Origin of the sequence: Streptomyces sp. NPDC050439 (assembly GCF_040655335.1) — a bacterium.
In the GTDB taxonomy this organism is placed as follows: Bacteria; Actinomycetota; Actinomycetes; order Streptomycetales; family Streptomycetaceae; genus Streptomyces.
In genome coordinates this window covers 266,320-292,159 of the sequence record NZ_JBFAJT010000001.1, presented here as the reverse complement: position 1 = coordinate 292,159, position 25,840 = coordinate 266,320, and the positions used below count along the sequence as shown (strand labels likewise).

The 25,840-nt window shown below is 69.2% G+C and carries 28 protein-coding genes; 17 read left to right on the top strand and 11 right to left on the bottom strand.

Translation table 11 applies throughout. From position 1 onward, the window contains the following. Window positions 1–20: 20 nt before the first annotated feature. Window positions 21–647 carry a GyrI-like domain-containing protein gene (locus tag AB0I66_RS01440; protein ID WP_363205620.1) on the bottom strand — a complete coding sequence of 209 codons (627 nt, stop codon included), beginning with the start codon at window positions 645–647 and terminating at the stop codon, window positions 21–23. An 81-nt stretch (window positions 648–728) separates the two neighbouring features. Then, window positions 729–1,682 (bottom strand): YihY/virulence factor BrkB family protein, encoded by a 954-nt coding sequence (locus AB0I66_RS01435; protein WP_363205619.1) that lies wholly within the window; start codon window positions 1,680–1,682, stop codon window positions 729–731. A 540-nt stretch (window positions 1,683–2,222) separates the two neighbouring features. Between AB0I66_RS01435 and AB0I66_RS01430 the strand changes: the two genes are divergently transcribed. The 3 genes from AB0I66_RS01430 to AB0I66_RS01420 are packed head-to-tail and all read left to right on the top strand — an operon-like array spanning window position 2,223 to window position 3,908. Then, window positions 2,223–2,615: a hypothetical protein gene (locus AB0I66_RS01430; RefSeq protein ID WP_363205618.1), complete on the top strand. Its 393-nt coding sequence runs from the start codon at window positions 2,223–2,225 to the stop codon at window positions 2,613–2,615. Beyond that, window positions 2,605–3,297 (top strand): Fic family protein, encoded by a 693-nt coding sequence (locus AB0I66_RS01425; RefSeq protein WP_363205617.1) that lies wholly within the window; start codon window positions 2,605–2,607, stop codon window positions 3,295–3,297. Before AB0I66_RS01430 ends, AB0I66_RS01425 begins: the two co-directional genes overlap by 11 nt. After that, entirely contained in the window at window positions 3,294–3,908 is a 615-nt protein-coding gene (locus tag AB0I66_RS01420) for a class I SAM-dependent methyltransferase (RefSeq protein WP_363205616.1), read from the top strand. The genes AB0I66_RS01425 and AB0I66_RS01420 overlap by 4 nt, the downstream gene beginning before the upstream one ends. Before the next feature lie 38 nt (window positions 3,909–3,946). On the opposite strand, the gene AB0I66_RS01415 is transcribed toward AB0I66_RS01420, so the two are convergent. Then, entirely contained in the window at window positions 3,947–4,363 is a 417-nt protein-coding gene (locus AB0I66_RS01415) for an FxLYD domain-containing protein (protein ID WP_363205615.1), read from the bottom strand. Window positions 4,364–4,666: 303 nt separating this feature from the next. Between AB0I66_RS01415 and AB0I66_RS01410 the strand changes: the two genes are divergently transcribed. Together AB0I66_RS01410 and AB0I66_RS01405 are read left to right on the top strand one after the other, a co-directional pair. Then, complete coding sequence (locus tag AB0I66_RS01410) at window positions 4,667–5,230, top strand: dihydrofolate reductase family protein (protein WP_363205614.1); 564 nt, start codon at window positions 4,667–4,669, stop codon at window positions 5,228–5,230. A gap of 88 nt (window positions 5,231–5,318) precedes the next feature. Then, complete coding sequence (locus AB0I66_RS01405) at window positions 5,319–5,741, top strand: hypothetical protein (protein WP_363205613.1); 423 nt, start codon at window positions 5,319–5,321, stop codon at window positions 5,739–5,741. Here the strand turns inward: AB0I66_RS01405 and AB0I66_RS01400 are convergent. Then, window positions 5,720–6,502, bottom strand: a complete 783-nt coding sequence (locus tag AB0I66_RS01400) for a helix-turn-helix transcriptional regulator (protein ID WP_363205612.1) — start codon at window positions 6,500–6,502, stop codon at window positions 5,720–5,722. The two genes, AB0I66_RS01405 and AB0I66_RS01400, sit on opposite strands and share 22 nt — an antisense overlap. Window positions 6,503–6,588: 86 nt before the next feature. Here AB0I66_RS01400 and AB0I66_RS01395 point away from each other — a divergent pair, with 86 nt between their 5' ends. Together AB0I66_RS01395 and AB0I66_RS01390 are read left to right on the top strand one after the other, a co-directional pair. Continuing rightward, window positions 6,589–7,563, top strand: coding sequence for an LLM class flavin-dependent oxidoreductase (locus AB0I66_RS01395; RefSeq protein WP_363205611.1), 975 nt, complete (start codon window positions 6,589–6,591; stop codon window positions 7,561–7,563). Continuing rightward, window positions 7,560–8,150, top strand: coding sequence for an SMI1/KNR4 family protein (locus AB0I66_RS01390; protein WP_363205610.1), 591 nt, complete (start codon window positions 7,560–7,562; stop codon window positions 8,148–8,150). The genes AB0I66_RS01395 and AB0I66_RS01390 overlap by 4 nt, the downstream gene beginning before the upstream one ends. A gap of 14 nt (window positions 8,151–8,164) precedes the next feature. Here AB0I66_RS01390 and AB0I66_RS01385 read toward each other — a convergent pair whose 3' ends face one another. Then, window positions 8,165–9,118 (bottom strand): LysR family transcriptional regulator, encoded by a 954-nt coding sequence (locus tag AB0I66_RS01385; protein WP_363205609.1) that lies wholly within the window; start codon window positions 9,116–9,118, stop codon window positions 8,165–8,167. A 104-nt stretch (window positions 9,119–9,222) separates the two neighbouring features. On the opposite strand from AB0I66_RS01385, the gene AB0I66_RS01380 reads away from it, so the two are divergent. The 4 genes from AB0I66_RS01380 (at window position 9,223) to AB0I66_RS01365 (ending at window position 13,618) form a co-directional block, all read left to right on the top strand. Next, window positions 9,223–10,116 carry an NAD(P)H-binding protein gene (locus AB0I66_RS01380; protein WP_363205608.1) on the top strand — a complete coding sequence of 298 codons (894 nt, stop codon included), beginning with the start codon at window positions 9,223–9,225 and terminating at the stop codon, window positions 10,114–10,116. 89 nt (window positions 10,117–10,205) lie between these two features. After that, entirely contained in the window at window positions 10,206–10,571 is a 366-nt protein-coding gene (locus AB0I66_RS01375; RefSeq protein ID WP_363205607.1) for a darcynin family protein, read from the top strand. Between the two features lie 149 nt (window positions 10,572–10,720). Next, window positions 10,721–12,196, top strand: a complete 1,476-nt coding sequence (locus AB0I66_RS01370; RefSeq protein ID WP_363205606.1) for an FG-GAP and VCBS repeat-containing protein — start codon at window positions 10,721–10,723, stop codon at window positions 12,194–12,196. A gap of 249 nt (window positions 12,197–12,445) precedes the next feature. Further along, on the top strand, window positions 12,446–13,618 hold the full coding sequence (locus AB0I66_RS01365; protein WP_363205605.1) for a serine hydrolase domain-containing protein: 1,173 nt from the start codon (window positions 12,446–12,448) through the stop codon (window positions 13,616–13,618). Window positions 13,619–13,656: 38 nt separating this feature from the next. On the opposite strand, the gene AB0I66_RS01360 is transcribed toward AB0I66_RS01365, so the two are convergent. From AB0I66_RS01360 to AB0I66_RS01350, 3 genes are all read right to left on the bottom strand, one after another. Next, window positions 13,657–14,034: a DUF3662 domain-containing protein gene (locus AB0I66_RS01360; protein ID WP_363205604.1), complete on the bottom strand. Its 378-nt coding sequence runs from the start codon at window positions 14,032–14,034 to the stop codon at window positions 13,657–13,659. A 123-nt stretch (window positions 14,035–14,157) separates the two neighbouring features. Beyond that, window positions 14,158–15,111, bottom strand: a complete 954-nt coding sequence (locus AB0I66_RS01355; protein WP_363205603.1) for a mechanosensitive ion channel family protein — start codon at window positions 15,109–15,111, stop codon at window positions 14,158–14,160. A 208-nt stretch (window positions 15,112–15,319) separates the two neighbouring features. Beyond that, window positions 15,320–16,156, bottom strand: a complete 837-nt coding sequence (locus AB0I66_RS01350; protein WP_363206640.1) for a GntR family transcriptional regulator — start codon at window positions 16,154–16,156, stop codon at window positions 15,320–15,322. A gap of 241 nt (window positions 16,157–16,397) precedes the next feature. Between AB0I66_RS01350 and AB0I66_RS01345 the strand changes: the two genes are divergently transcribed. The 5 genes from AB0I66_RS01345 to AB0I66_RS01325 all read left to right on the top strand — a co-directional run bounded on the left by AB0I66_RS01345 (window position 16,398) and on the right by AB0I66_RS01325 (window position 22,574). Beyond that, on the top strand, window positions 16,398–17,666 hold the full coding sequence (locus AB0I66_RS01345; RefSeq protein WP_363205602.1) for an extracellular solute-binding protein: 1,269 nt from the start codon (window positions 16,398–16,400) through the stop codon (window positions 17,664–17,666). Between the two features lie 64 nt (window positions 17,667–17,730). Next, window positions 17,731–18,690: a sugar ABC transporter permease gene (locus AB0I66_RS01340; protein WP_363205601.1), complete on the top strand. Its 960-nt coding sequence runs from the start codon at window positions 17,731–17,733 to the stop codon at window positions 18,688–18,690. Continuing rightward, entirely contained in the window at window positions 18,687–19,523 is an 837-nt protein-coding gene (locus AB0I66_RS01335; protein WP_363205600.1) for a carbohydrate ABC transporter permease, read from the top strand. The genes AB0I66_RS01340 and AB0I66_RS01335 overlap by 4 nt, the downstream gene beginning before the upstream one ends. A gap of 49 nt (window positions 19,524–19,572) precedes the next feature. After that, window positions 19,573–21,138 (top strand): beta-N-acetylhexosaminidase, encoded by a 1,566-nt coding sequence (locus AB0I66_RS01330; protein ID WP_363205599.1) that lies wholly within the window; start codon window positions 19,573–19,575, stop codon window positions 21,136–21,138. 65 nt (window positions 21,139–21,203) lie between these two features. Next, window positions 21,204–22,574 (top strand): cellulose binding domain-containing protein, encoded by a 1,371-nt coding sequence (locus AB0I66_RS01325; RefSeq protein ID WP_363206639.1) that lies wholly within the window; start codon window positions 21,204–21,206, stop codon window positions 22,572–22,574. A gap of 102 nt (window positions 22,575–22,676) precedes the next feature. Here the strand turns inward: AB0I66_RS01325 and AB0I66_RS01320 are convergent, their stop codons facing one another. From AB0I66_RS01320 to AB0I66_RS01310, 3 genes are all read right to left on the bottom strand, one after another. After that, entirely contained in the window at window positions 22,677–23,042 is a 366-nt protein-coding gene (locus AB0I66_RS01320; protein WP_363205598.1) for a hypothetical protein, read from the bottom strand. Window positions 23,043–23,246: 204 nt separating this feature from the next. Then, window positions 23,247–23,681, bottom strand: a complete 435-nt coding sequence (locus AB0I66_RS01315; protein WP_363205597.1) for a hypothetical protein — start codon at window positions 23,679–23,681, stop codon at window positions 23,247–23,249. 113 nt (window positions 23,682–23,794) lie between these two features. Beyond that, window positions 23,795–24,391, bottom strand: a complete 597-nt coding sequence (locus AB0I66_RS01310) for a CGNR zinc finger domain-containing protein (protein WP_363205596.1) — start codon at window positions 24,389–24,391, stop codon at window positions 23,795–23,797. A gap of 38 nt (window positions 24,392–24,429) precedes the next feature. On the opposite strand from AB0I66_RS01310, the gene AB0I66_RS01305 reads away from it, so the two are divergent. After that, the gene (locus AB0I66_RS01305) at window positions 24,430–25,752 is read left to right on the top strand and encodes an MFS transporter (RefSeq protein WP_363205595.1); all 1,323 of its coding nucleotides are present in this window, start codon (window positions 24,430–24,432) and stop codon (window positions 25,750–25,752) included. Window positions 25,753–25,840: the final 88 nt, after the last annotated feature.

The following is a 25,840-nucleotide window of genomic DNA, read 5'->3' as shown; positions in this document are numbered from 1 at the left end:
AGGCGTGGTGCGCCCGTCGCTCAGTCACCCCGCGCTTCCACGGGCTGCCGCAGGATCGTCTTGAGTCTGGCGGGGTCGGTCTTGCGCGGGTCGCTGAGGTAGATCTCGTGGTGCAGTCCTGTCTCGCGCAGGTTGTTGGCCGGCAGGTACTCCTGGTGCAGCCTGGTCAGGATCGGGGTTTCGTCGTCGTACGAGCCGATGTGCAGGACCTGGGCGCTGGTGCCCTCGCGCAAGGTCTCCGACCGGACGTCCGCGATGGCCGGAAGGTTTGTCTTGGAGAGGGCGGTGTGCTTGGCGTCGTCGATCATGTCGCCGGTGATCCAGTCGGGGACGTTGATGAGGAGCCTCCACCGCCAGTTGTCCTTGCGCCTGGCCAGGAAGTCGTCCATGTCGTCCGCCCACCACAGTCCTTCGAGCGGGCCCACGACGAAGTCCTTGCCGAGGTCGCCTTTGCTCGCGAATTTGACGGTGTAGGCGACTGGGTAGAGCGCCTCGACCGCGCGGCGGTACGCGGAGCTGGTGTTCGGGTCGCCGTGCCCGTCGATGGCGAGGAAGCGCAGCTCGGGGATGTCGAGGAGCTCCCAGTCGGTGTTCTTGGGCGCATAGCACCTCTTGAGCTCGCGCTTGACGTCGTATTTGGCGGTCATGCCGGGGCGCCTTCCTGGTGCGGGGAAGCCCAGACAAACACAAGCCCACCATTACGAGGCAGAGCTTAGGGAATCGCCGGTTCAGACTCCCGGGTCCGCTTCGACGGGGCCTGGCTGCAGGGCGCGGGCCGCCTCGAGCTGCGCGGCGAAGGCCAGGCCCAGGAACAGGGCGATCGAGGTCAGGTAGGCCCAGAGCAGCAAGGACATGAAGGCGCTGAGCGGACCGTAGACGGTGTCGAAGGAACCGCTGAGCGAGAGGTACAGGCTCAGCAGACCGGTCAGAGCCGTCCACAGGAGGAGGTAGACCGCCGCGCCGAACGCCAGCCACGTATAACCGGGTTGGCGCCGCCGCGGCGAGAGCCTGAAGATGATGCTCGCCGCCACGAGCGCCAGCACGAAGCCCACCGGCCAGCGCGCCACCCCGAACACGGAGGTCACCCAGGACCCGGCACCGAAGACCGACACCGCCGCGGCCGCCAAGTCACGGCCCGCCACCATGACGACGAAGCCGAGCCCCAGAGGCAGGCCCGCGGTCAGGGCCATGACCAGGCCGCGCAGGTACTTGCGGTGGAAGGGCCGGTCGCGCTCGTTGCCGTAGATCCGGTTGGCGCCGCGTTCTATCTGGCACATCGCCGTGGTGACGTTGCTCAGGGAGAACACGAGCCCGAACCAGAGAGCGACCTGCGTCCCACCGTCCGCGGTGCGGCGGCTGCGGGCCAGCGCCTCGTCGACGACATCGGAGCTCGGTCCCTGTGCCAGACGGTGGATGACCACTTCGGCGAACCGGCCGATGCCCTGCGTGTGCAGCACGCTCGACAGGCCGACGAAGACGATCGCGAGCGGGACGACCGCGAGGACCGTCTGCAACGCCAGGGCCCGGGAATGGCTGAACCCGTCGGCGTAGCGAAACCGCACGAACGCATCGTGCAGCAGCCGCCAGCTCCCGTAGTGACGCAGCGCCACGAAGGCCTCGTCGCCGGAGAGCTCCTCACCCTCCATGTCCCGCGTCTGAGGAACCGTCGTCGCCGTGCCCATGCCCTGCCCCGTTCATCCGGTGTACGTCGTCGGCAGGAGGAAGTTCCTGCGCACCAGTGCCCGGTGCCCGGGCGCCGACGCCGTAACCCGGCATCGCCGTGATCCGCGGGCATGGCCACGCGTGCACCGGGACCAGCGAAGAGGGTACTTGCCGCGACGTTCGGCTGTGGTGCCGAGAACTCACGTGACAGCGCTGTCAGCACTTGGCACGATGACCCTTCGCCCTGACCCGCTGAGCTTCGGAGAAACGCCACGGCCACCAACGATGAACTCGCCCCGGCCAGATTGCCGTGGTCGGCCGCCGACCCTGACCGGAACGCTTTCGCGTGGAGCGACGAAGAGCGCTCCCGGCTCGCCGACGTGATCGCCGCGATGGTGCCTCCCGCCGATGCCGGGTGGGAGGCGAGGCACCGGTTCATCCAGGAGGTCACAGAGCTCGTGGCTGCCCGGTACGGCCGTTGGGCCTGTGGATGGCGCTGGGCGCTGGGTGAGGGCGGTGGAGGCGGAGTGGTCGCCAGCTGGTGCTGTGACTCTCATTCTGTGGGTGAACCTGCCGCCACGGCGGCCAAGGTGGTGGCCTCGCTGCTGGAATGGCGCGACTGGCTCGAGGAACTGGCTGACAGGTTCGAGCAGTTGGCGCCGCCCGCCGCAGACGACCGAAGCTGGCACCTGGACCGGGCGGCCACCCGCCTGGTGACGGTGGTCGTCGACCGCACGGGCGCCGAATGCGGCTGGTACGGACTCTGCCACACGGTCCTGACATGGTTCCTCTCGTCCACCGGCATGGGGCCGGAGGCTGCGAGAGCGGCCGTGGAGAGGGCGATCGGCGGACGCTTCGAGAGCTGGACGCAACCGTCGTCCGTCCTGGTCGACTCCGTGGGAGAGGATCTTGCCGTGGGCGTGACCGGAGACCGGCCTTACCGTGACTACTGACGCCTTGGCCGCCTGGGGCAGAGTCAGAGCCCAGGTCGACTGGACATCGGCGGCCGCCGCGACGCCCGCGCCCGTCGAGGCGAGCGTGGACGGCCTGGCCACTTGGTGCGCCGCACAGGGCCGTCCCACCGACCCGGCTCGTGGCGACCGACTGTTTGCGGCACTGACCCGATCACGCACGGACGCATCGCACGGGCGCGTTCTCAGCTGTGCGCTTCTGGCCCGCTGGCAGCGCATGGTGCTTGGCGTGCCCCAGATCGTCTTCCGGCAAGGCGATGCCTACGCCAAGGGCGGCCGGGAACGCTACGCCCTGACCCCCGACACTCACGCTGACTTCGAGCGTTGCCTGCGCGAGAGCACCGACTCGATGGTGCCCCTGGCTTCCCGTGCGGCCCGCGCCTACTTGGACGTGGCGTTCTTCCACCCTTTCCCCGACGGCAACGCCCGCCTCGCCATGCTCACCCTCGGCCACGTACTGGAACGGGAAGGAGTCCGGCTGGACCGGACCGGCCCCCTGCAGACCACCCGCTACGCGGACGACGCGGACGGCGCAGCGGACCTGGCCGCGTTGGTGGGCATCCTCATCCGAGCGACGCAGCGCCGCGCCATGACGTCGGTCGGGGCGCGTGAAGCACGTCCACATGCTGCTCACCTGCCCCCGGCGTCTACCCTGTTCTCATGAGCCGTTGGGAAGAGCTGACTGGTGGGACGTCCGGAGAGGACTATGCCGCCCGGTTCGCGGCCCTGGCCGGCAGTGGCAAGGACATGCACGGTGAGGCAGGGCTGTGTGCCGCGCTGGTGCCCGCCGGGGCGCGGGTGCTGGATGCCGGGTGCGGTACCGGCCGGGTCATGATCCGGTTGGCGGAGCTCGGGTACGACTGCGTCGGGGTCGATATGGACGCCTCCATGCTGGCCGTGGCACGCAGACAGGCACCCGAACTGCCGTGGGTGCAGGCCGACTTGGCCACGTTCGACCCGGCGGAGCTTCGGGTGGGGGCGGGCTTCGACCTCGTGGTCGCCGCCGGCAACATCTTCCCGCTCATTGCCACCGGGACCGAGGCCGAAGTGGTCGCCCGCCTGGCCGCGACCCTGCGCCCCGGCGGCCTCCTGGTCGCCGGCTTCGGCCTGGACAAGGCCCACCTGCCGGTCCCGCCCACCATCACCCTGCCCGAGTACGACACGTACTGCGCCGCGGCCCACCTGACCCTCGTCAACCGCTTCGCGACATGGGACGCCCACCCCTACGAGGGCGGCGGCTACGCGGTAAGTGTCCACCGGGTGCAGCGCGGCTGAACGCCCTGCGGGGTCGTACGTGGGCGCCGGCGACTTCCTTATGGCGACGCGTACCGAGTGACATCGGTGACCCGGCACGTCACGGTCCCCGTCGCTTCCCGCGTGCCGGTGGCCGTCTCGTTCGCTACCCGGTCCGGGGCCAAGTTGTTGGTCGCGGCGAAGCCCTCGGAGATCCGCTCGCCCTTCGCGTCGAGGAACTCGACGTCGACCACATAGTTCGACATCTTCGAACTGTGATTGGTGATCCGAATCTCGGCTGTCGGCCAACGCACCGCGTCCAGGACCGAGCACTTCGTGATCTCGACATCAGCACGAGGACCGGTCATGGTCGGCGAGGTCTGCTCCTGGTTCGGTGACTGCTTGGGGCCAGGGTCCTGATCGCTCTTGCCGCCCGCCATGAGGGCGATCGCGGTCACCACGACGACGAGCACGACGGCCCCGAGCACCCCGTACATCAGAGCGCGCCCGCACCCACGCCGCCGAGGCGGCGGCCGTTGCCCCCACGAGGATCGGCCGGGTGACGAACCCCAGCCCTGCGGAGGTGGCGGCGGCTTCTGCGGAGGCATTCCGACCCCAGGTGGCGCGTGGCGCTGATGCCTCAATCATCCCGCCGTGATCCCGTCGTCGCATGTCGGTATCCGTGCGTCGCGATGAGTTCGAAGGTGTGCGGCGGTCGTAGTGTCAGGGCGTGAGCCGGCTCATGAGCCGTTCAGGAGTGGTCGGCTCGTGAGTTGACTCGTCAACGAGGAGGACGCGTGATGCGCAGCGTTACCTATTCCATGAATGTCTCGCTCGACGGTTACATCGTCGGGCCTGACGGTGACTTCGCCTGGACGGACTCGGACGACGAACTCCTTGGCTTCGTCACCGACGAGATCCGACGGACCGGCGTCTATCTGCTGGGGCGGCGGCTGTACGAGACGATGCTGTACTGGGAGACCGCCGACCAGGTTTCACCGCTCGACGACATCCAGCGCGCGTGGGCCGCGCAGTGGAACCCGCTCCCCAAGGTGGTGTTCTCCACCACCCTGTCGCAGCTGCAGGGCAACGCCAGCCTCGCCTCGGGCAGCGTGGCGGAGGAGATCGGGCGACTGCGGGCCGAGCCGGGGGAGGGCGACATCGCGATCGGCGGCGCGACGCTCGCCGCCCAGGCGGCCGCGGCGGGTCTGATCGACGAGTACCGGGTCAGGCTCTGCCCAGTGCTGGTCGGCGGTGGCATCCCGTTCTTCGACCGGCACGAACGCCGGGTGGATCTCGACCTCGTCGAGACCCGCACCTTCAAGTCGAAGGTCGTCTTCCTCCACTATCGCGTGCTGCGCTAGGCCGGGCCATTCCCGGCAGGGAATTGTCGGTCACCGCAGGGCAACGCAGGATCTGGTCCGAAGTGACCTGCCCTGCAAGGAGTCGCACATGACCGAGATCGACCCGCAGTACCTGGCCGACCGCTACATGACGCAATGGACCCTGTCCGACGCCGCCGAACGCCGCGCGGCCATCGAGCGGCTGTGGGCCGAGGACGGCACCCACATCCTCCACCCGCCCGCGGAGATCAGGGACATCGCCGCCGAACTCGGCTTCGAGCACACGACGTTGGAGGCTCGGGGGTACGACGCCATCGAGGCCAGAGTGGCGCGAAGCCATGAGCGGTTCGTCGAGAAGAAGGGACTCATCTTCCGCTCCCGCCCCGACGCGGTACGCCTCGACGGCGTGGTCAAGTTCCGCTGGGAGACGGTGTCCGCCGAGAACGACGACGTGGTGGGCGGCGGCCTGGAAGTCCTCGTGCTCGACGACGACGGGCGGATCAAGACCGACTACATGTTCCCCGGGGCCTGATCCGCCGCAGCGAAGACGCCCAGTGGCCCGGCGGCCGCCGAGAGTGCCTCGGCTGTCGCCGCGTCGGCCGGCAAGAACGCCTCCAGCTTCAGCTCGGCAAGGGTGACGTCGACGGCGGTGGCGAAGGTGGTCACGGTCGTCATCAGGCGCAGCTCACCGTACGAGGACCGGATGCGGAGCGGAACCGCGAAACCGAGTGGACCGTCGGACGGAGCCAGCGGCGGGACGTAGCCACTGAGCTCGGTGTGCAACTCTTCCAGGTGGCCGAGGCGGGCCAGGATGTGGCGGGCCCATTCGGCGAGATTGCGGATGCGGGGAGCCAGTCCCCGGGGGTGCAGCGCCAGCCGGTAGATGTTCTTGCCGGGGCCGATCAGCTCGGGGTCGGCCCCTTCGGTGATCAGGTCGAACGCGCTGTTCGCGGCGACCAGGTCACCGCCACGGTCCACGACCAGCGCCGGATACGGCAGATGCCCGCGGAGGATGTGATCGATGGCCGTGCGCACGGGAGCCAGGACCGGGTCGTCGAGTGCGCTCTCGGGGTAGGCGGGTGCGTACCCCGCGGCCAGCAGCAGCTCGTTGCGCTCGCGCAGGGGCAGTTGCAGCGACTCGGCCAGGCGCACGACCATGTTGCGGCCGGGGGCGGACCTGCCCGATTCGATGAAGCTGAGATGCCGCTGCGTGGTGCCCGCCCGAAGCGCCAGGTCGAGCTGGCTGAGATGACGGCGGGTGCGCCGTTCGCGAAGTACCTGAGGGAAGTCCACGGACCCGTTGTAACCGCGATGGTGGGTCCTGGGCCATTCCCCGGAGGGAATTGTCGCCTCTCACGGCGATCGTGAACATCACCGGCATGGACATCGGTGTACTGCTTCCGACCTCAACCGCCCAGTGGGGCGCGGCCGACGACCCTCGCGAGCTGGTCGCCTTCGGCCGCCGGGCCGAACGCCTGGGCTTCTGCTCGCTCTTCGTCAACGACTCCCTGATCAGCCCGCGCATCGAGGCGCTCACGATGCTGGCCGCGCTCGCTCCGGCGACCGAGACCGTGATGCTGGGTACGGCCGCGCTGTTGCCGTTCCTGCGGCGGCCGGTCCAGGCCGCGCAGACCCTCGGGTCGATCGATGTGCTGTCCGGTGGGCGGCTCACCGTAACGGTCGGCGCGGGCTTTCCCGGGCGCTTCGGGAGGCCCCTGTACGCGCTGTCCGAGCTGCCGTGGGAGAGGCGCTTCGCCCGCCTGGACGAGACGGTCGCGCTCTGGCGGGCCCTGTGGGACGGCGCTGACTCCTTCCACGGCGAGTTCTTCCGCTTCGACGGCATCCCGCCCACGACCAGGCCGTTTCACGCCGGCGGCCCGCCCATCTGGCTCGGCGGCGCGACCCTCGCGGCGCAGGCCCGTACCGGACAGAAATACGACGGCTGGCTGCCCTACCCACCCGACCCCGCCGACTACGCATCCGGCCTCCGCAATGTCCACCGGGCCGCAGCCGACGCCGGGCGCGCAGCCGAAGACGTCACCCCCGCACTGTTCGTCTCGGCACGGATCGACGACGACGTCGAAGACTGCCGTCGGGCAATGGACGCCTACGCACGGGCCACCTACGGCATGCCGCTGAAGGAACTGGAGAGGATCCAGGCCGTGGTCACCGGCTCGACGGACCAAGTGCTGCGACGCCTGGGGCAGTACACCGCCGCCGGGGTCCGGCACGTCGTCGTACGACTCGGCGCCCTGGACCTGCGCTCCCAGCGTGAGCAACTCGAACGCCTCGCAGCCCTGATCCCCGCTCTCCCCAGCACCGGCATCGCACCGGCTCCTAAGATCGCTCCATGACTGAACCGCCTCTCTCTGAGGCCGAGATAATCGAGGCCGAGCGCGAGTTGGGTGTGCTCCTCCCCGAGGAGTACCGGACCTACCTTCGCGACGTCAGCGCGGGCGGAGCGCTGGCCAGGCTGATGCAGACCGACCGCGGCTGGTGGTGGGCCGGGAACGACGAAGAGCGGCGTGCACTCCTGGCCGTGCCGTTTCCCCATCCCGACTCCTACGCCCAGGCCGACGATGAGTTGATGGATCGTGAACCGCGAGCTGAGTCCTTCAGAACCGAGAGGGCGTACCGGAGCGCCTGGCGCCGCTGGGACGACGAGGTGGGCAGATTCGAGGACTGGAAGACAGCAGGCGCCGTCGTCATACAGGAACACGGCTGTGGATTCGCCACGCTGCTGGTACTGACCGGCCCGCTGGCAGGCACGGTGTGGTGGGACGGGCGGGCCACGTGCGAGCGGATCGTCCCGCTCTCCCTCGATCATGTCGGCGGTGCCGGGCCGATCCGGTTCGGGCAGTGGCTGCGGCACGGCTCGTGGGCGCTGCTGCCATCGGATTGGGGGCCGTCGCTTCCCTCGGCCCCGGTCATCGTCCGCTGAAGTGAGCGCGCGCGTCAGGCAGTTGAGGTTTCCGGTGCGTGAAGTGTGCGGCGTACGGCGTCGCGGAGCCAGTGGTGGGCTCCGTCGGCGTCCTGGCGGGGGTGCCAGGCCATGCCGAGGGTCAGGGGTGGCAGGGGCAGGGGGATGTCGAGGAGGTGCAGGCCGAGAGCGGTGGCGTCGGCGGTGAGGGGTGAACAGGCCTCGCCGGGGAGCGCCGCGGGGACCAGGCAGACGACGTCGCTGCGGGCGGCCAGGGCCATCGCGGCCAGGTGACTGGGAAGGACGACAGTGACCCGGCGGCGGAGGTCGTGTGCGGCCAAGGCGGTGTCGAGAGGGCCCGTGAACCGGCCGCGGCGGCTGACCGCGACATGGTCGGCGGCGGCGAGCCGGGCCGGGGTCAAGGGCTCTTCGGTCAAGGGGTGGCCGGTCCGGACGGCCGCGACCATCCGCAGGGTGAGCAGCTTCTCGACCCGGGTCTCGGGATCGACGTGGTCGATGGAGCCGACCTCCAGGTCGATTCGGCCGTCGCGCAGGGCCGGGCCGGCCTCCAACTCCTCGGCCCTGAACCGCAGGGAGATCCCGGGCGCCTCTTGCCGGGTCAGTCGCAGCAGGCCGAAGGCCAGTGCCGCGCCGACCAGATCGGCGGCCTGGAGAGTGAAGGTGCTGCGCAGGGTGGCGGGGTCGACGGCGGTGCCGGGGGTGAGCAGTGCGCCCAGGCTGCGTACGACCGCGGCGGCCTCGTCGCGCAGGGCCTGGGCGCGCGGAGTGGGGACCATGCGCTGCCCTGCCCGGACCAGCAGCGGGTCCTGGAGGATGCGGCGCAGGCGGGCCAGGGTGCGGCTCATGGCTGCGGGGGATGTGTGCAGGCGGGCGGCGGCGCGCGTGACGCTCTGCTCGCTCAGCAAGGCGTCGAGCGCGACGGCGAGATTGGCGTCGATGACGGGATCAGCGCTGTTCACCAGGGTCATTCCATTTCAGGCAATGATTGCGTGCCAAGGTTCCCATTGTGGCATCGCCGTGATTCTCCGCAGGATGAGGGACGTACCGATCCGGCGCGACCCACGAGGTTTTCATGATCGTCATCACTGCTCCCACGGGGAACATAGGCCGCCACCTGCTGCCCCTGCTCGTCCGGGCCGCCCCCACCCACGGCGAGGAACTGCGCGTGATCGCACGCGATCCGGCCCGCCTGCCCGACGAAGTACGCGACCACGCCGAGGTGGTCGTCGGCTCGCACGGCGACCCCGAGGTCGTCGACCGGGCCTTCGAGGGCGCCGACGCCGTCTTCTGGCTCGTCCCCCCGGACGCCTCCCTGTCTCCGGCCGACGCCTACCGCGGCTTCACCCACCCCGCGGCGAAGGCGCTCGCTGCCCACGGCGTCGGGCACGTCGTCGGTGTCTCCGCGCTCGGCCGCGGCACTCCGCTCGCCGACCGCGCCGGGCTCGTCACCGCGTCCCTCGCCATGGACGACCTCATCGCGACGTCCGGCGCCGCCTACCGGGCGCTGGCCAACCCCTCCTTCTTCGAGAACCTCCTGGAGGAGGCCGACTCGATCCGCGAGAGAGGCGTCTTCACGGATGCCGCCGACGCCGACCGCAAGGCCCCCCTCGTCGCCGTCGCCGACATCGCCGCCGTCGCGGCACGCCTGCTGCTCGACCGCTCCTGGACCGGCACCGGCGACGTCCCGGTCCTCGGGCCCCAGGACCTTTCCCCCGACGACCTGGCCCGCATCATGACCGAGCAGCTGGGCCGCCCCGTGCGCTACGAGCGCCAGTCGCTGGAGGATCTGCGCACCACCCTCGTCGGCTACGGCCTCGACGCAGCGTTCGTACAGGGCATCGCCGACATGAAGCAGGCCAAGGACAACGGCCTCGACGCGGGCGTCACCCGCACCGCGGACACCGCCTCACCCACCACCTTCGAGCAGTGGTGCGCCCAGACCCTCAAGCCGGCCGTCCTGGCCTGACCCGGGCCCGCATCACCACACCACCGCACCATCGAGTCGACGGTGCTGCCCACCACACCGCAACCATGCGCCAGTTGGAAGGACCCCTCATGCCCACCAAGGAAGCCGAAGCGACGGTGACCGCCTTCATCCTCGTCAAGACCACCCCCGAATGGCTCGCCATGACCGTCCAGGAACGGGTGGACGCCTTCGCCACCGAGGTCGTCCCCGTCATCGAGGCCAGGACCACCGGCGTCCGCTCACGCTTCTACGACACCGAGTTCTACTCGGCTCGCGTCACCGACATCTGGGTCTGGGAAGCAGACAGTCATCACGACTACCAGCTCCTCATCGACGCACTGCGGGAAACTCCCTTCTGGGACCGTTACTTCGAGGTCGTGGACCTGCTCGTCGGCGCCGAGAACGGCTACGCCCGCACCTACGGCCTCGATCCGGTGGCCACCATCACCACCTGAGGCATCCGCGGCCCGCGCCGCCTCCACAGCCGGCCTCCGCCCGTTCAGGTGTCGTTCTCCGCACAACCATCCACGGTTTCCGTGAGTCTCGAAGGTGAATCACATCTGCGCGCACGTGTCTTGACGTCGCTCGCGCTCAAGGAGGAACTGTGGGCATTCGCCGACCTGCCATATCGACCGCCGTGGCCGCCGCCCTGATCGGATCGCTCGGCGTGCCGATCGTCGCGGGCAGCGCCTTCGCGGAGGACGGCGCCGCGACCGTGCGCGAGGACTTCGACGGCGACGGTTACCAGGACGTGGCCGTCGCCGCCCCCGGCGCGAAGGTCGGCGGCCATGAGCGGGCCGGTCACATCACGGTCAGCTACGGTTCGGCGCGGGGTCTCGACCCCGCCCGCACCACGGTCATCACCCAGGACACCGCCGGTGTGCCCGGCGCCTCCGGCGACAACCACGTCTTCGGCTACGCGATGATCTCCCGGGACCTGGACGGCGACGGCCTGACCGACCTGGCGGTGGTCGCCCGCGACTACCGGCCCGACGACAACGTCAACGGCTCGGTGAGCGTCCTGTGGGGCCGGGCGACCGGTGTCTCCGGTGAGGGCGCCGTCCGTATCGGCGCACCGGCGAACGCCGAGGTCGGCGACGACCTCACCGCGGGCGATTACGACGCCGACGGGCACGCGGATCTGTTCATGCGCAACGGCACGGACTACGACTACCACGACGTGCTCTACGGCCCCTTCACCCGGAGCGGCGCCCCCGCCCGCGACCAGCAGGTCAAGGTCTACAGCACCGACAACTCCATCAACTCGACGGCCGCGGGCGACTTCAACGGCGACGGCATCGAGGACCTCGCGACCTTCTACGTCTACGAGAACCACGCCGAGGGCGGCAAGCTCTGGCTCGGCACCAAGACCGGCCTGTCCACCGTTCCGCGGCCCCTGAACTCCTCCGCCGGCACGGCCGTCGCCGACTTCGACCACGACGGCTACGCCGACCTCGCCACCCGGATCTTCCCCAACGGCGACACGGAGGGCACCGAGGAGGACCCCGGCACCGTGAAGATCTACTACGGTTCGCCGACCGGCCCCAGCCAGACCCGCACGCAGACGATCACCCAGAGCACGGCGGGCGTCCCTGGGGCGAGCGAGAAGGGCGACCAGTTCGGCGGACGGCTGGCCACCGGCGACGTGAACGCCGACGGCTACCCCGATCTGGCCGTCGGGGTGCCCGGCGAGGCGATCGGTTCGAAGGCCAAGGCGGGCGCCGTGGTGCTGCTCAAGGGCGGCAAGAACGGGCTGAGCGGCACGGGCGCGCAGGCGTTCCACCAGGACACGGAGGGTGTGCCGGGAGTCGCGGAGTCCGGCGACCTGTTCGGCGGGTCGCTGCGCGTGCTTGACATGACGGGCGAGGGCAAGGCGGACCTGGTCACGGGAGCCCCGGGCGAGAACCTGGGCAGCGTCGTGAACGGCGGCGCGGTGTGGTTGCTGCGTGGTGCCGCCTCGGGGGCGACGGCCTCGAAGTCGGTCGCGTACAACCCGGTGGACATCGGTGCTCCGGCGGCGCAGGCGCTGTTCGGCGCGAACCTGAGCAACGACAACGGCTCGGGAACGGTGATCCCCTGAGGCTTTCGTCGGCGGTGGGGGCGTTGGGGCTGGTGGCTTCCGTGTCACTCATTGAGGTGCAGTGCGGCCGCGTCACGTAGGTCTTCGGGCAGCGGTTTGTTTCTGTACATCCTGTTATGGGATGAACGGAAGGTGCCCTGGTGAGGAGCACGTCGGTGCTGGAACACCTGTGGGCCCAGAAGATCAGCTGCCCTTTCGGCAGGTGGTCGCTCTGACGTCCCGCCGCGCTCACGTCTCAGGAGTCCTTCCGTGCCAGCTCCCAGCTCTCCGCAGGTCCGCCTCCCCCTGGTCGCTCTCCTCGCCGCAGCCTGCACGGCGGGCCTGGTGCAGGCCCCGGCACACGCCGCGGATGTGCCCGCGGGTCACGACCGGTCGCTGCAACGGCAGTTGCGGGAACTGACCACCGCGCCCGGCGGACCGCCCGGAGCGATCGCCGTCCTCAAGCGCGGGCACCGCACCGAGGTCTACCGGGCCGGGGTCGCCAAGGTCGGCACCGACCGCCCGATGAGGGCCACCGACCACATGCGCATCGCCAGTACGGCCAAGGCGTACAGCGGAGCCGTCGCCCTCCACCTCGTCGACTGCGGGAAGCTGCGCCTGAACGACACCATCGGCAAGGTGCTTCCCCGGCTGCCGCGCGCATGGCACCGGGTCACGCTGCGCCAGCTCCTGAACCACACCAGCGGGCTGCCGGACTTCAGCGCGAACCCGAGGTTCCTGGACCTGGTGACCGAGAACCCGCGCCGTCACTTCGACTCCCGCCGACTGCTGGACTTCGTGGCCCAAGAGCCGTTGGTGTTCCGCCCCGGGGCCCGGTACACCTACTCCAACTCCGACAACATCGCCGTGGCGCTGATGGCCGAGGCGGTGACGGAACGCCCCTACGAAGAGCTGCTCGCCGAAGTCGTGTACCGCCCGCTGGGCCTGCGCAACACCAGCCTGCCGCAGGGCTACCGGATGCCGAGGCCGTACATGCACGGCTACGACGTCAGCCCGCCGAACCCGCCCGAGGACCTCAGCGAGGTGCTGAGTGCGTCAGGCGTGTGGGCATCGGGCGGGATCATCTCCACGCCCAAGGACACGACGGCGTTCATCCGCGGCTACGCGGGCGGAAAGCTGATCTCCGACCGGACACGCCGACAGCAGCTGAAGTGGGTGAACGGCGCGTCCGAACCCGCGGGCCCCGGCAAGAACAAGGCCGGCCTGGCCCTCTTCCGGTACACCACCCGCTGCGGCGTGGTGTACGGCCACACGGGCAACTTCCCCGGCTACACGCAACTGATCGCGGCCTCGCCGAACGGCAAGCGGTCGCTGACCCTCTCACTCACCACGCAGATCAACAAGACGAACAAGCCGGATCTCCTGAAGCGACTGCGGACCGTGGAGGAGAACTTCGTCTGCGCGCTGTTGCGCAAGCGGTAAGCGGTAAGCCGTAAGCGGTGGGCAGGAGGCGGACTGCCTCACGGAGTGGGGTCGGTCCGCTCGCTGGGGTCGATGTCGCAGTGCAGGCGGAAGCGGTCGACCGTGTCGTCCTGTGTGGGGTGCACGTGCACCGAGACCGGGCCGGGGAAGGTGTAGCCCTGCTCAGCCGCGTGCCGGCAGACCTGAGCGCCGAGCTGACGTTGCACCTGCGCCTTGCTCGCGGCCAGCTTCCTGTGCGTGTCCACCGGCAGTTCGAGCGTGTACGTGTTGGGTGCCACGATGCGTTGCCGGTCGATGATGATCGTGTTCTCGTCGCACTCCTGACGCAGTTCGGCCAGCACTTCCGGCTGGTCGTGCTGGCCGGGCAGCAGGCGTGTCCACAGCGGGTCGACCCACTTCTCCAGAGTGTTCTCCACATTGCTGATGATTCCCATGACGTCCCGGGTTCCCGATCGGGCGTCGTGCACGCACGGGAGCGACACAAGAAGCCGGCGCAAGAAGTGAAGTTCTTGCACCGGCTTCCGGAGATCGGAGATGAGTCAGTTTGCTGCTGACGTCCTGCTGCCCGCGGTGACAGTGATGTCGTTGTCCGTACGCATCCATACGGTGCGCTGGGGGTAGGGGATGTCGATGCCCGCTTCGTCCAGGGCTTCCTTGACGCGACGGCGCAGCTCGCGCGTGACGGCCCACTGCTGAAGCGGGAGGGTCTTGACGGCCACACGGACCACGACGCCGTCCGCGTCCAGGGACTGAACTCCCCAGACCGCGGGGTCCTCCAGCAGGACCGAGGCGAACTGCGCCTCTTGGCGCATGGCGCGACCGGTACGTTCCAGCGCGCTGTAGACGGTGTCGAGGTTGGACTCGTACGCCACCGAGACGTCCAGGACGGCGCGGGCCCACTCCTGACTGTCGTTGCGCACGCGAAGGATCTCGCCGTTGCGGATGTGCCACAGACCGCCGTTGAGATCGCGGATCTGGGTGAGCCGCAGGCCGACGTGCTCCACCTCGCCGACAGCTTCCCCGAGGTCGACGGAGTCGCCGACGCCGTACTGGTCCTCGAGCATGATGAGCATGCCGGACAGGTAGTCCGCGACGAGACTCTGCGCGCCGAAGCCGATGGCCAGGCCCACCACGCCGGCGCTGGCGAGCAGCGGTCCGAGGGCGATGCCGATCTGGTCGAGGAGCATGGCCATGGCCATGACGCCGACCACGACGGTGACGATGCTGCTGAGCACCGAGCCGATGGTGCGGGCGCGCTGTTCCCGGCGCTCGTTGGCCCGGCTGCGGTCGCGGTGCAGCACGGCAGGGCCGCGGCTGGTGCGGCGCGGCTGCTCCTGTTCCTCCGAAGGCTGCAGGATGCGCTGCACGACGCGGGTGATGGCCCTCTTGGCCAGACCTCGGACGATCATCGCGCCCACGACGATGAGCGCGATGCGCAGCGGGATTCCTATGAGGGTGTCGGCGTTGTCCCGCAGCCAGCTCGGGGCTGACATCGCTTGATGTGACACAGGATTCTGCTCCACTCGGTCGACGTGCAAGATCGCAGCGGGGACCGTAGCGACCGTTTCGGATGCCGGTCAAAGAGTGTGCAGGGTGTGTGTGAGGAGCGTGACTCGGGCATGGAAAGGCACGCCCCGGCGTTTGGCCGGGGCTGGTCGGAGCACACTCTCCAGCGGCCTGGTGCCGGCGTGAATGCCTGGTTCAGAGGGCTTGTACGTCGCCGTGTGCCGAGGAGGCGACCGTGTCCCGGTGGGCGAAGTCGCCCGGTGGGATGCCGGGGTGGTGGCTGGGCGTCTGCTCCGGTGCGGTCGCGGCCGGGCCGAGGGTGAGCCGGGAGACGATGCGGTAGCGGTCGCCCCGGTAGAGCGAGTGGACGTACTCGACCGGGCAGCCGGAGTGGTCCGAGGTGAGCCGCTCGACCAGCAGGGCGGGGGAGAGCTCGGGCACTTCGAGCACCTCGGCCTCGGCCCGGGTCACCACCGTCGGCTCGATGGTCTGGGTCGCTTCGCGGACATGAACGTCGTGGTGTTCGCTCAGATGCTCGTACAGATCGCCGCTCTCCAGTTCCTGCGCGGAGAGGCCGGGCACCAGATCGGCGCGGATGTGCAGGTGCTCGATGGCCATCGGGGCGCCGTCGACCAGACGCAGCCGGGCCACGTACACGATCCGGGCGGCGGGGGAGAGGCGCAGCTTGCGGCCGACGCGGGCGCCGGCCTGGATGGTGGTGAACTCCAGGAGACGGCTGGACCAGGCGCCCCCTGCCAGCGGCACCTTCAACCCGTGCGCGGGCGAGATCAGTTCCTGGGTGATCTTCTCCGGCGCGACGAACATGCCGCGGCCGTGTTCGCGGACCAGAACGCCCGCCGCGACCAGTTCGTCGACGGCCGCGCGCAGGGTGGGGCGCGAGACACCCAGGTCCGCGCAGAGCGTGCGCTCGGAGGGGATGGGATCGCCGGGGCTCTGTGACTCGATGAGTTGCAGGAGGTGGTCACGGACCCGCTCCCGCTTGAGCACTGCTCCCGAGGAGCGCCGCCCGATCCCTGCCTTCGCCGTCCCGCCCGCGTTGTTCGCGTCGGTGGTCACCGTGCGCCCCCTCCTGCCGTACGACCAGCTGTCTGACCAGTTGACCACGAAAGGCTGGAGATCGACAACCAAATCATTAACTCCCCTGCGTGTGACGGGGGTTGACGCGGCCATTGGTCTATGCCAGCTTTCTCCCTCACCAGAGGTCACCTGACCAGTTAGATGCTGGTTAGGTCCGGCACCCCAGAGGTGAACCGTGAAGTTCCGTTTCCTTGCCGGTGTGTCCGCGCTCGTCGCGGTCGCCGGGCTCAGTGCCTGTTCGTCCGGCTCCGGTGACGGGGATTCTGCCGGCGGCGGGAAGACATCGATCGATGTGTGGCTGATGCGCGACAGTGTCTCGGCCGCCTTCCAGAAGGACTTCGAGAAGGGCTTCGAGGCCGCGCACCCGGACATCGACGTACGCATTCAGATCCAGGAGTGGGACGGCATCGGCGAGAAGGTCACCGCCGCGCTGGCCAGCAACGATGCCCCCGATGTCATCGAGACGGGCAACACCCAGGTCGCCCAGTTCGCCCAGAGCGGCGGCCTCAAAGACCTGAGCGACAAGGTCGACGACCTCGGCGGCGACGCCTGGCTCAAGGGGCTCGCCGAGCCGGGGGCCTGGGAGGGCAAGCAGTACGGAATCCCGTACTACGCCGCGAACCGCGTCGTCATCTACCGCAAGGACCTCTTCGAGAAGGCCGGCATCGACGCCGCAGCCATCAAGACCCGCGACCAGTGGGTGGCCGCGACGAAGAAGCTCAACAAGGGCTCCCAGCAGGGCATTTACCTGCCGGGGCAGAACTGGTACACCTACGCCGGCTTCGTCTGGGACGAGGGCGGCGACCTCGCCACCGAGTCGGGCGGCACCTGGAAGGGCACACTGGACAGCCCCGAGGCGCTGCGCGCGATGGCCTTCTACGAGAAGCTGCAGGCCCTCGGCAAGGGGCCCAAGGACTCCGACGAGGCGCAGCCGCCGCAGGCCGAGGTGATGGCCAAGGGCCAGGTCGCGCAGGTCATCAGCACGCCGGGCGGCGCCAACGTCGTCGCCCAGAACAACCCCGAGCTCAAGGACAAGCTGGGCTTCTTCCCGATCCCGGGCAAGACGGCCGACACTCCGGGCGCGGTCTTCACCGGCGGCTCCGACCTGGTGATCCCGACGGTGTCGCAACACCACGACGCCGCGTACACCTTCGTCAAGGAGCTGACCGGCGACAAGTGGCAGAAGAAGCTCGCCGTCGCCATGAGCTACGTCCCCAACAAGACCACGCTCGCCGGCGCGGTCGCCGACGATCCGGGTGCTTCCGCCATGGCGGTCGGCGCGGCCGTGGGCCATGCGACGCCCAACACGCCGGGCTGGGCGGCCGTCGAGGCCAAGAACCCCATCAAGGACTACCTGACCGCGGTCCTCACCGGCGGCGACCCGAAGAAGAAGGCCGCCGAGGCGTCCGACGCCATCACCACCGCCATGAAGTCCGGCTCCTGACCCGCCCCTTGACCACGTCGCACCGAGTCCCCGCACCGCCAACCCACACCGAGAGGAGTGCGCCGTGACGATCGTCCGCGACCCGGTGGTGTCCCGACCGCCTCGGCGTCCGCCCGCCCCCACCACCCGCCGCTCCACGATGTCCGGCATCTGGCCGTACCTGCTCGTGGCACCCACGGTCCTCGGGATGCTGTACCTGCTCGCCTACCCGCTGGCGCGGGCCGTCCTGATCTCCTTCCAGGACTTCGGCCTGCGTCAACTCATCATGGGAGACGCGCAGTTCACCGGCCTGGACAACTACACGGAACTGCTGTCCGACCCGCGGTTCTGGGCCGTGGTGCGCCGCACCTTCCTCTTCATGGCCGTCAACGTCGCACTGATCATGGTCCTGTCGACGCTCGTGGCGCTGATGGTGGAGCGGCTCGGGCGCTTCGGCCGCACGGCCGTGCTCAGCGCACTCGTCCTCACCTGGGCGATGCCCGTGGTCGCGGCGACCACCGTGTTCCAGTGGCTCTTCCACTCCGAGTTCGGGATCGTCAACCACGCGCTCACCGGCCTGGGCTTCAGCTCCTTCGAGGGCTATCCCTGGCTGGCCCACGGGCCGGCGGCGTTCGCCATCCTGGTCACCCTGGTCGTGTGGCAGTCGGTGCCGTTCGCCGCGATCACCCTGTACTCGGCGCTGACCACCGTGCCCGCCGAACTCTACGAGGCCGCGCGCATCGACGGCGCGTCCGGATTCCGGATCTTCCACTCCGTCACCCTGCCGATCGTGCGGCCGATCTTCATGCTCGTGCTCTCCCTCGAAGTCATCTGGACGTTCAAGGCGTTCGTACAGATCTGGGTGATGACCCGCGGCGGCCCCGGCGACGACACGACGATCCTGCCGGTCTACGCCGTGCAGACCGCACTGGCCCAGCAGCGCTACGACCTCGGCTCGGCCGCGTCGATGCTGACCGTGCTGCTCATGTCCGGCGTGCTCGTCGCCTACTTCCGCCAGATGTTCCGACAGGAGAACGAGCTGTGACGACCTCGCGCGCACTGCGCCGCCTGCCGCTCAACATCGCCGCCACCGTGACGGTCGTCGTCTGCCTCTTCCCCGTCTACTGGATGGTCACCACCGCCTTCAAACCCTCCCGCGACATCCAGTCCGACAGCCCCCAACTGCTGCCGCAGAGCTGGACGTTCGACCACTTCCGGCGAGCCGTCGACGCGGACGGATTCGCCCTGTTCTGGCGCAACAGCGTGCTCGTCACCCTGGCCGCCGTCGCCCTGGCCCTGATCGTCGCGCTCGGCGCCTCGTTCGCGGTGGCCCGGATGCGTTGGCGCGGGCGACGTCAGTTCATGCTCATGGTGTTCATCGCGCAGATGGCGCCGTGGGAGTCCCTGATCATCCCCGTCTACATCATCTCCCGGGACACCGGGATGCTCGACCGGCTGCCGACGCTGACCCTCATCTACTTCATGATGACGCTGCCCTTCACCGTCGTCGTGCTGCGCGGCTTCATCGCCACGATCCCGGCGGAGCTGGAGGAATCGGCCCAGGTCGACGGCTGCACCCGGTTCGGCGCGTTCCGCCACGTGGCGTTCCCGCTGCTCGCGCCGGGACTGATGGCGACCTCCCTGTTCGGCTACATCACGGCGTGGAACGAGTTCGCCTACGCCAACTTCCTCATCATCAAACAGCAGGACCACCGGACCCTGCCGGTGTGGCTGTCCTCGTTCCACAACACCTTCGGCACCGACTGGGGCGCCACCATGGCCGCCTCGACCCTCTTCGCGCTGCCCGCCCTCGCGATCTTCCTGCTGCTGCAGCGACACGTGACATCCGGGTTCGCCTCCGGCGCCGTCAAGGGCTGACCCGCACCGCGCCTGTCCCGCATCCCCACGCCCGCACCGGAGGTCCGCCGTGCCCGCGTCCCGCCCCGCACTCGTGCCCGCACCCACCCAACTGACCGTGAGACCAGGACACTTCACGCTCGACGCAGCGACCACGCTCCGTGTCACACCGGGCGCGGAACCCGCCGCCGCCCTGCTGCGCACCCTCATCGCACCGGCCACCGGACTCCCGCTCCCCGCCGCCCCCGACGCGCCTTTCGTCCTCGCACACGACCCACAACTGAGCGGACTCGGCCCGGAAGGCTACGGCCTGACCATCTCACCCGACGCCGTGCTGCTGCGAGCCGCCCACCCCACCGGCCTGCTGCGCGGCATCCAGACCATCCGGCAACTGCTCCCCGTCGAAGCCCTCTCCGGCCGTGCCCGCCCCGGCGTGCCCTGGAGGCTTCCCTGCGTCGAGATCACCGACGTACCGCGGCGCGCCTGGCGCGGCTTCATGCTCGACGTGGCACGCCACTTCCAGCCCGTGTCGTTCCTGCGCCGTTACGTCGATCTGCTGGCCCTGCACAAACTGAACGTGCTGCACCTGCACCTCACCGACGACCAGGGCTGGCGCATGCCGGTCGCCGACTACCCGCTGCTGACCGAGGTGGGCGCACGGCGCGCCCAGTCCATGGTGGGCCCCGACGGATCCGACATCTTCGACGGCACCCCGCACGAAGGGGCCTACACGGCAAGGGAACTGCGCGACCTGGTCGCCCACGCCGCCGATCGCGGCGTCACCATCGTGCCCGAGGTGGAGATGCCGGGCCACACCCGCGCGGCCCTGGCGGCCTACCCCGAACTCGGCAACGTCCCGGGCCGCCGACTCGACGTATGGACCCGCTGGGGAGTGTGCGACACGGTCCTGGGCGTCCACGAACCCGTCCTCGACTTCTGCCGCACCGTCCTCGACACCGCCCTGGACATCTTCCCCTCCCCGCACGTGCACATCGGCGGGGACGAATGCCCCACGATCGAATGGGCCACCAGCCCCGCCGCACGCGCACGCATCAAAGCCGAAGGCCTGTCGGGGCCGGGCGAGTTGCGCGGCTGGTTCCTCGGCCGGATCGGCGACCACCTCCTGGAGCGCGGCCGCGTCCCGACCGCGTGGGCCGAGACAGGGGAGGGACTGCCACCCGAGTTCACCGTCATGACCTGGCGCGATCCCGAGCACACCCGCGTCGCCCTCAAACGCGGACACACCGTGATCAGCAGCCACTACAGCGCCACCTACCTCGACTACGCCCAGTCCGCATCCCCGGACGAACCACCCGCCCAGCCCGGAGCCGTCGTCGATCTGCGCACCGTCCACGACCACGACCCACCCGACGACCACACCGCGGGCGGCGAACTGATCGGCGTACAGGCCCAGTTGTGGACCGAACTCGCCCCCACCGCCAACCACGTCGACTACCTGACCTTCCCCCGGCTCGCCGCGCTCGCCGACCGAGCCTGGCACGGCGCCTCGCCCTGGCCCCTGGCACGCGCACGCCTGATCGCACACGGCGCCAGGCTCGCCGCACTCGGCGTGCGGCACGGACCGTTCGACCCGTACGTCCCCGTCCCCCACCGTTTCGGAGAGGAATCGAGATGAGTCCTGCACGAAAGCCCTCCCGCACCGCGCTCACGAGATCGGCACGCTGCGCTCTCGTCGCCCTGATGGGCTGCTCCACTCTCGCCGCACTGCCCGCCACCGAGGCCGGCGCCGCCGCGGGCGCCGTGTCGGTGCAGTACCACACCGGCTCCACCGGCAGCGACCAGGCCGAACCCTGGCTGAAGGTGAAGAACACCGGCTCCTCCCCGGTGGCACTGAGCGGCGTGAAGCTGCGCTACTACTTCAAGGCCGACTCCGCGAGCGCCAACTACCGCTTCGCCTGCTCGTGGGCCGTGAAGGGCTGCGGCAACATCACCGGTACCTTCGGCACGCTCGCCCACCCCACCGCCACCGCCGACCGCTATCTGGAGATCGGCTTCACCTCGGGCGCCGGTTCCCTTGCCGCCGGAGCCGACAGCGGCGACCTCCAGCTCCGCTTCCACCGCTCCGACTGGCAGTCGCTGAACCAGCGCGACGACTACTCCTTCGGCGCCACGCAGAGCTCTTACGCGAACTGGACGAAGGTCACCGCACAACTGGACGGGGCGACGGTCTGGGGCACCGCCCCCGAGGGCAACGACCCCACCGACCCGACGGACCCGACCGACCCCACCGACCCGCCCGGCCCCGGTCCGAGCCTCTTCGACGACTTCAACTACACGAAGCACGACGACCCGGCCATCTCGGCGCACGGCTGGAACGTGCGCTCCAACTCGGGTGGCCCCGGAGTGCCGGGGGCGACCTGGGCGCCGCAGAACGTCACGTTCTCGGCCTCCGGCGGCAACTCGGTGATGAACCTGGAGACATCGACGGCCGGCACGGGCGAGAGCACCAAGCAGACCGAAGTGCTCACCAAGGCGACGAAGTTCAAGAACGGGACCTACGCGGCGCGCGTGAAGTTCAGCGACGCGCCCAAGAGCGGCCCGGACGGCGATCACCTGGTGCAGACGTTCTTCACCATCAACGACCTCAAGGCACCGATGGCGGACGACTACGCCGAGTACGACTTCGAGTATCTGCCCAACGGTGGCTGGGGCGAGCCGTCGAACATCCTGTACACGACGTCCTGGGAGACCTACAACCCTGACCCCTGGCAGGCCGTCAACCAGCACACCGAGAGCCGGCAGAGCTACGCCGGCTGGCACGACCTCGTCGTCACCATCGACAACAACTCCATCAAGTATTACGTCGACGGCCAGTCGTTCGGCACCCACGACGCCGCGTATCTGCCGGAGCGGCCCATGTCCATCAACTTCAACCAGTGGCTGATCGACCTCGCCGGGCAGACCAGCACCACCCCGCGCGCGTACGACCAGCAGGTCGACTACGTACTGCACGTCAAGGATCAGGTCCTGAGCCCCGCACAGGTGGCCGCCAAGGTGGCCGCTTACCGCACCGCGGGCACCGCCTTCGAGGACACGGTGCCCTCCGCGTGAGGTGAAGGAGGACCACATACGGCCACAGACAGGCGTCGGGGTGGAGAGAGCTGGGCTCTCTCCACCCCGACGCCTGAAGTGATGGGTTGTATGAGGCAGAAATCAGAGACGGCCATGCGTCAGTCGCGTCAGCGGTCCGCCCTGGATCTTCGCTGTCTTGCGCCCGGCGGTGAAGGAAAGACCGACCACGCTGACGAGACCTGCGGCGGCACCCGCGGCTATGGCCTTGCGGTTCTTCACCAGGGTCCAGCCTGCGACCGCCGTCGACGTGACCTTGCCGGTGGCTGCCGCCACCGTCTTGCCGCCGCTCTCGAGTCCGGCGGCCGCCGCCTGCTTCGCCCGCTGTGTCGCGAGACCGAACGACTGCGCACCGGAACCGGCGGCGTCGGCCGCCTCCCCGGCGGACCCCTTCGCCTTCTCGGCAGCCTCAGCCGATTCCTGCTTGGCCTTCTGTGCAGTGCTGTTCACCTTGCTCGCCCCTGTACTCGCAGTGGACCGCCCCTTGGCGGCTGCTGTCTTCGTGCTTTGCCGAGCGTTTCCGGCCTTGTCATCAGAGTTTCTTCTCTCTTCAGCCATGCGGACCGTGTTGCCACTCAACGGCTCATGAAACTTCTGCCGTTCGCGCAAAAGATCAGACATTGAGCAACAGGAGATCAGACACTGCGCAAGAGGTCAGATGTTGATGGAGGGGCTGTAGTAGGTGTCGGCAGTGATCTGCCATCCGAAGGCGCTGTCGCGAAACCCGGCAGGGCAGGTGATCGTGCCGGAAAGGTATCCGCCGCGCGCCGAGAGGTTCGTCTTCAGGTCGTAGACACGCTGGCCCGACGTGCCGGCGCATGTCACGCCGAACCGTCCCTTGACGGCCTTGTACGTCTTGTTCGTGAAGTTCACCCGCACCTTGTTCGTGGCGACCTTCTCGATGCACCGCGAGATCTTTGCACCTGAGCAGTGCCATCCGCCGGCGGCCGCCGCGCGGGGCGCCTGGGCTTCCGCGACGGTGACGCCTGTCCCCATCAGCGTTATCGCGGCGACACCCGTGGCCATCATTCGAGCTGCAGTCTTCACGTTTCCCCGAGCTTTCTCTGTGTGCGCGATCTGTGTGCGCAAGATGGCTCCGACGGCAGCGTGCGCGCCGGAGTCTGAACCAACATCATCGATCAACTGCCGAGTCAACCACGGCCGTTGCACCGCCACCCGCGATGGGGGGGGAGACCGGGAACTCAGCGTTCGCGCGGCGCACGCGGCCCCGCGGCGGCTCGTCGGTGGGCTGCGACGCGTTCGCGGGTCGCGCAGCGGCGGGAGCAGTAGCGGCGTTCCGGGCCGCTGCCCTGGGTGATGAAGACGTTCCGACAGCTGGGAGAGGCGCAGATTCCGCCGGGCGGGCGTTGGCGGTCCCAGACGAGGACGGCCAGGGCCATGCAGGAGGAGGCGAGAAGCCACTGGTCCCAGGGCGCGTCGTCATCGCGGTCGAGGTGCGGATGCCAGGGGGTGCTGCCTCCGTGCGCGGTCAGGCGGAGCGCTCCGGTGTGCTCCCGCAGGAGACGGTTGAGGGTGGCTGCGGCGCCGTCGACGTGCTCGGCGGCGAAGACCTGCCGCAGGAGAGCGGCGGCTGCCTGCATCCCTGCCACCTCGCGGGGAGTGAGGTCGACGGGGTCGGACTCACCGTATGCGCGCAGCACATCGGCGACCTCGGCCGGGTCGGGGTGATCGTCGACAAGGGCGTTGAGCAGAGCGGCGGTTCGCCGTGCCGTGGTCAGCACGGAGTGCCGGGTGGACCAGTCGTCGCTACGAGGGGACACGGAGGGAATGTAACGCATCTTGCCGAGCTTTGAGTTACCTCCGTAACGTCTCGCCGATGAGAAAGCGTTACGCACTCCACCTCTATCTCGCCGGAGCGGTGGTGGCTCGTTCGGGGGACGAGATGTCAGGTCCGGCGTTGATGCTGGCGGGCTACGCCGTGGCCGGATCGGCCGCCGAGGCGTCGTCGCTGCTCGCGGGCATCACGATCTCCGCAGCGGTGGGCGGGCCGGTGCTCGGGGCCCTCCTGGACAGAGCGGAACGGCCGGGGCGCCTGCTGGCCGGGGCCCTGCTCCTGTACGGGGTGGGGCTGGCCGTGCTGCTTGCGGGGCTCGGCCGGGTACCGTTCACCGTCACCCTTCTGATCGCCATGGTGACAGGACTGCTGGGTCCGGCACTGTCGGGCGGATGGACGGCCCAACTGCCGCGCGTGGCGCTCGGCGACGACCTGCCCCGGGCGAACGCACTCGATGCCATGACCTTCAACGTGGCGAGCCTGGCCGGTCCCGCTCTCGCCGGCGGCGTCGCGGAAGCGTGGGGAGCCTCGTCGGCCGTCGTGGCCTCCGTGGTCTTGATCGGCCTGGCGCTGCCGGCTGCGTGGGTGCTGCCTGGTCGTCCCACCCGTCCTGCTCGCCCAGCCCGTTCGTCCTGTTCGGCCCGTCCGGTTAGGGCGCGGGGCGGGCAGGCAAGGTCGGTGATCACCGACCTTGCCGCCGGAATGCGGACCATCGCCAGCAGGCCGGCCTTGGCCCGAGCGACCGTCAGCTCCATCCTCTCCTGCGTCGCCACGGGGATGCTCACGGCGTGCATCCCGCTCCTGGGGGAGCACGTCCTGGGCGGAGCAGGCCGCGGCGCGATGCTGCTTTCCTGTGCGGCTGTCTCCGCCTTGGTGGCCAATGCCGCACTCGTACGGTTTCCGCGTACGGTCGCCCCCGACACCATCATGTGGGCCGGCGCCCTGCTCCAGGCTGCCGGGTTGATCCTGGCGGCCACGGGGCCATTGGGGGCATCGGGCTCACCCGTGGTGCTCATCGCGGCCGTACTCATGACGGGGATGGGCGAAGGCCCGCAACTGACCGCCTTGTTCGCCATCCGCCACCGGGAATCCCCGGAACACCTGCGCGGCCAGATCTTCACCACCGGCGCCAGCCTGAAGATCACCGGATTCGCGCTGGGCGCGGTGGTCGCAGGCCCCCTCGTGACCTGGTCTCTGCCGGGCACCTTGGCACTCGCAGCGAGTGTGTCCGCCCTCGCGGCGCCGACCTTTTTCACGATGAAGAGGCCGGAACGGGAAAGCTCCCCACCGCAGTGTGGTGGGGAGCTCCCTGGGCCCTGCGGGCAACACAGGATGAAGCGGTCTTGTACTCGTCGTTGTTCGTGAACGCCTCGACGTACCACTGGTTGTAGGCGATCTTGTCGCGCATCAGTCATGGATAGGGCCCAGTCGTAGTCGACGGAGTCCCTTTCGA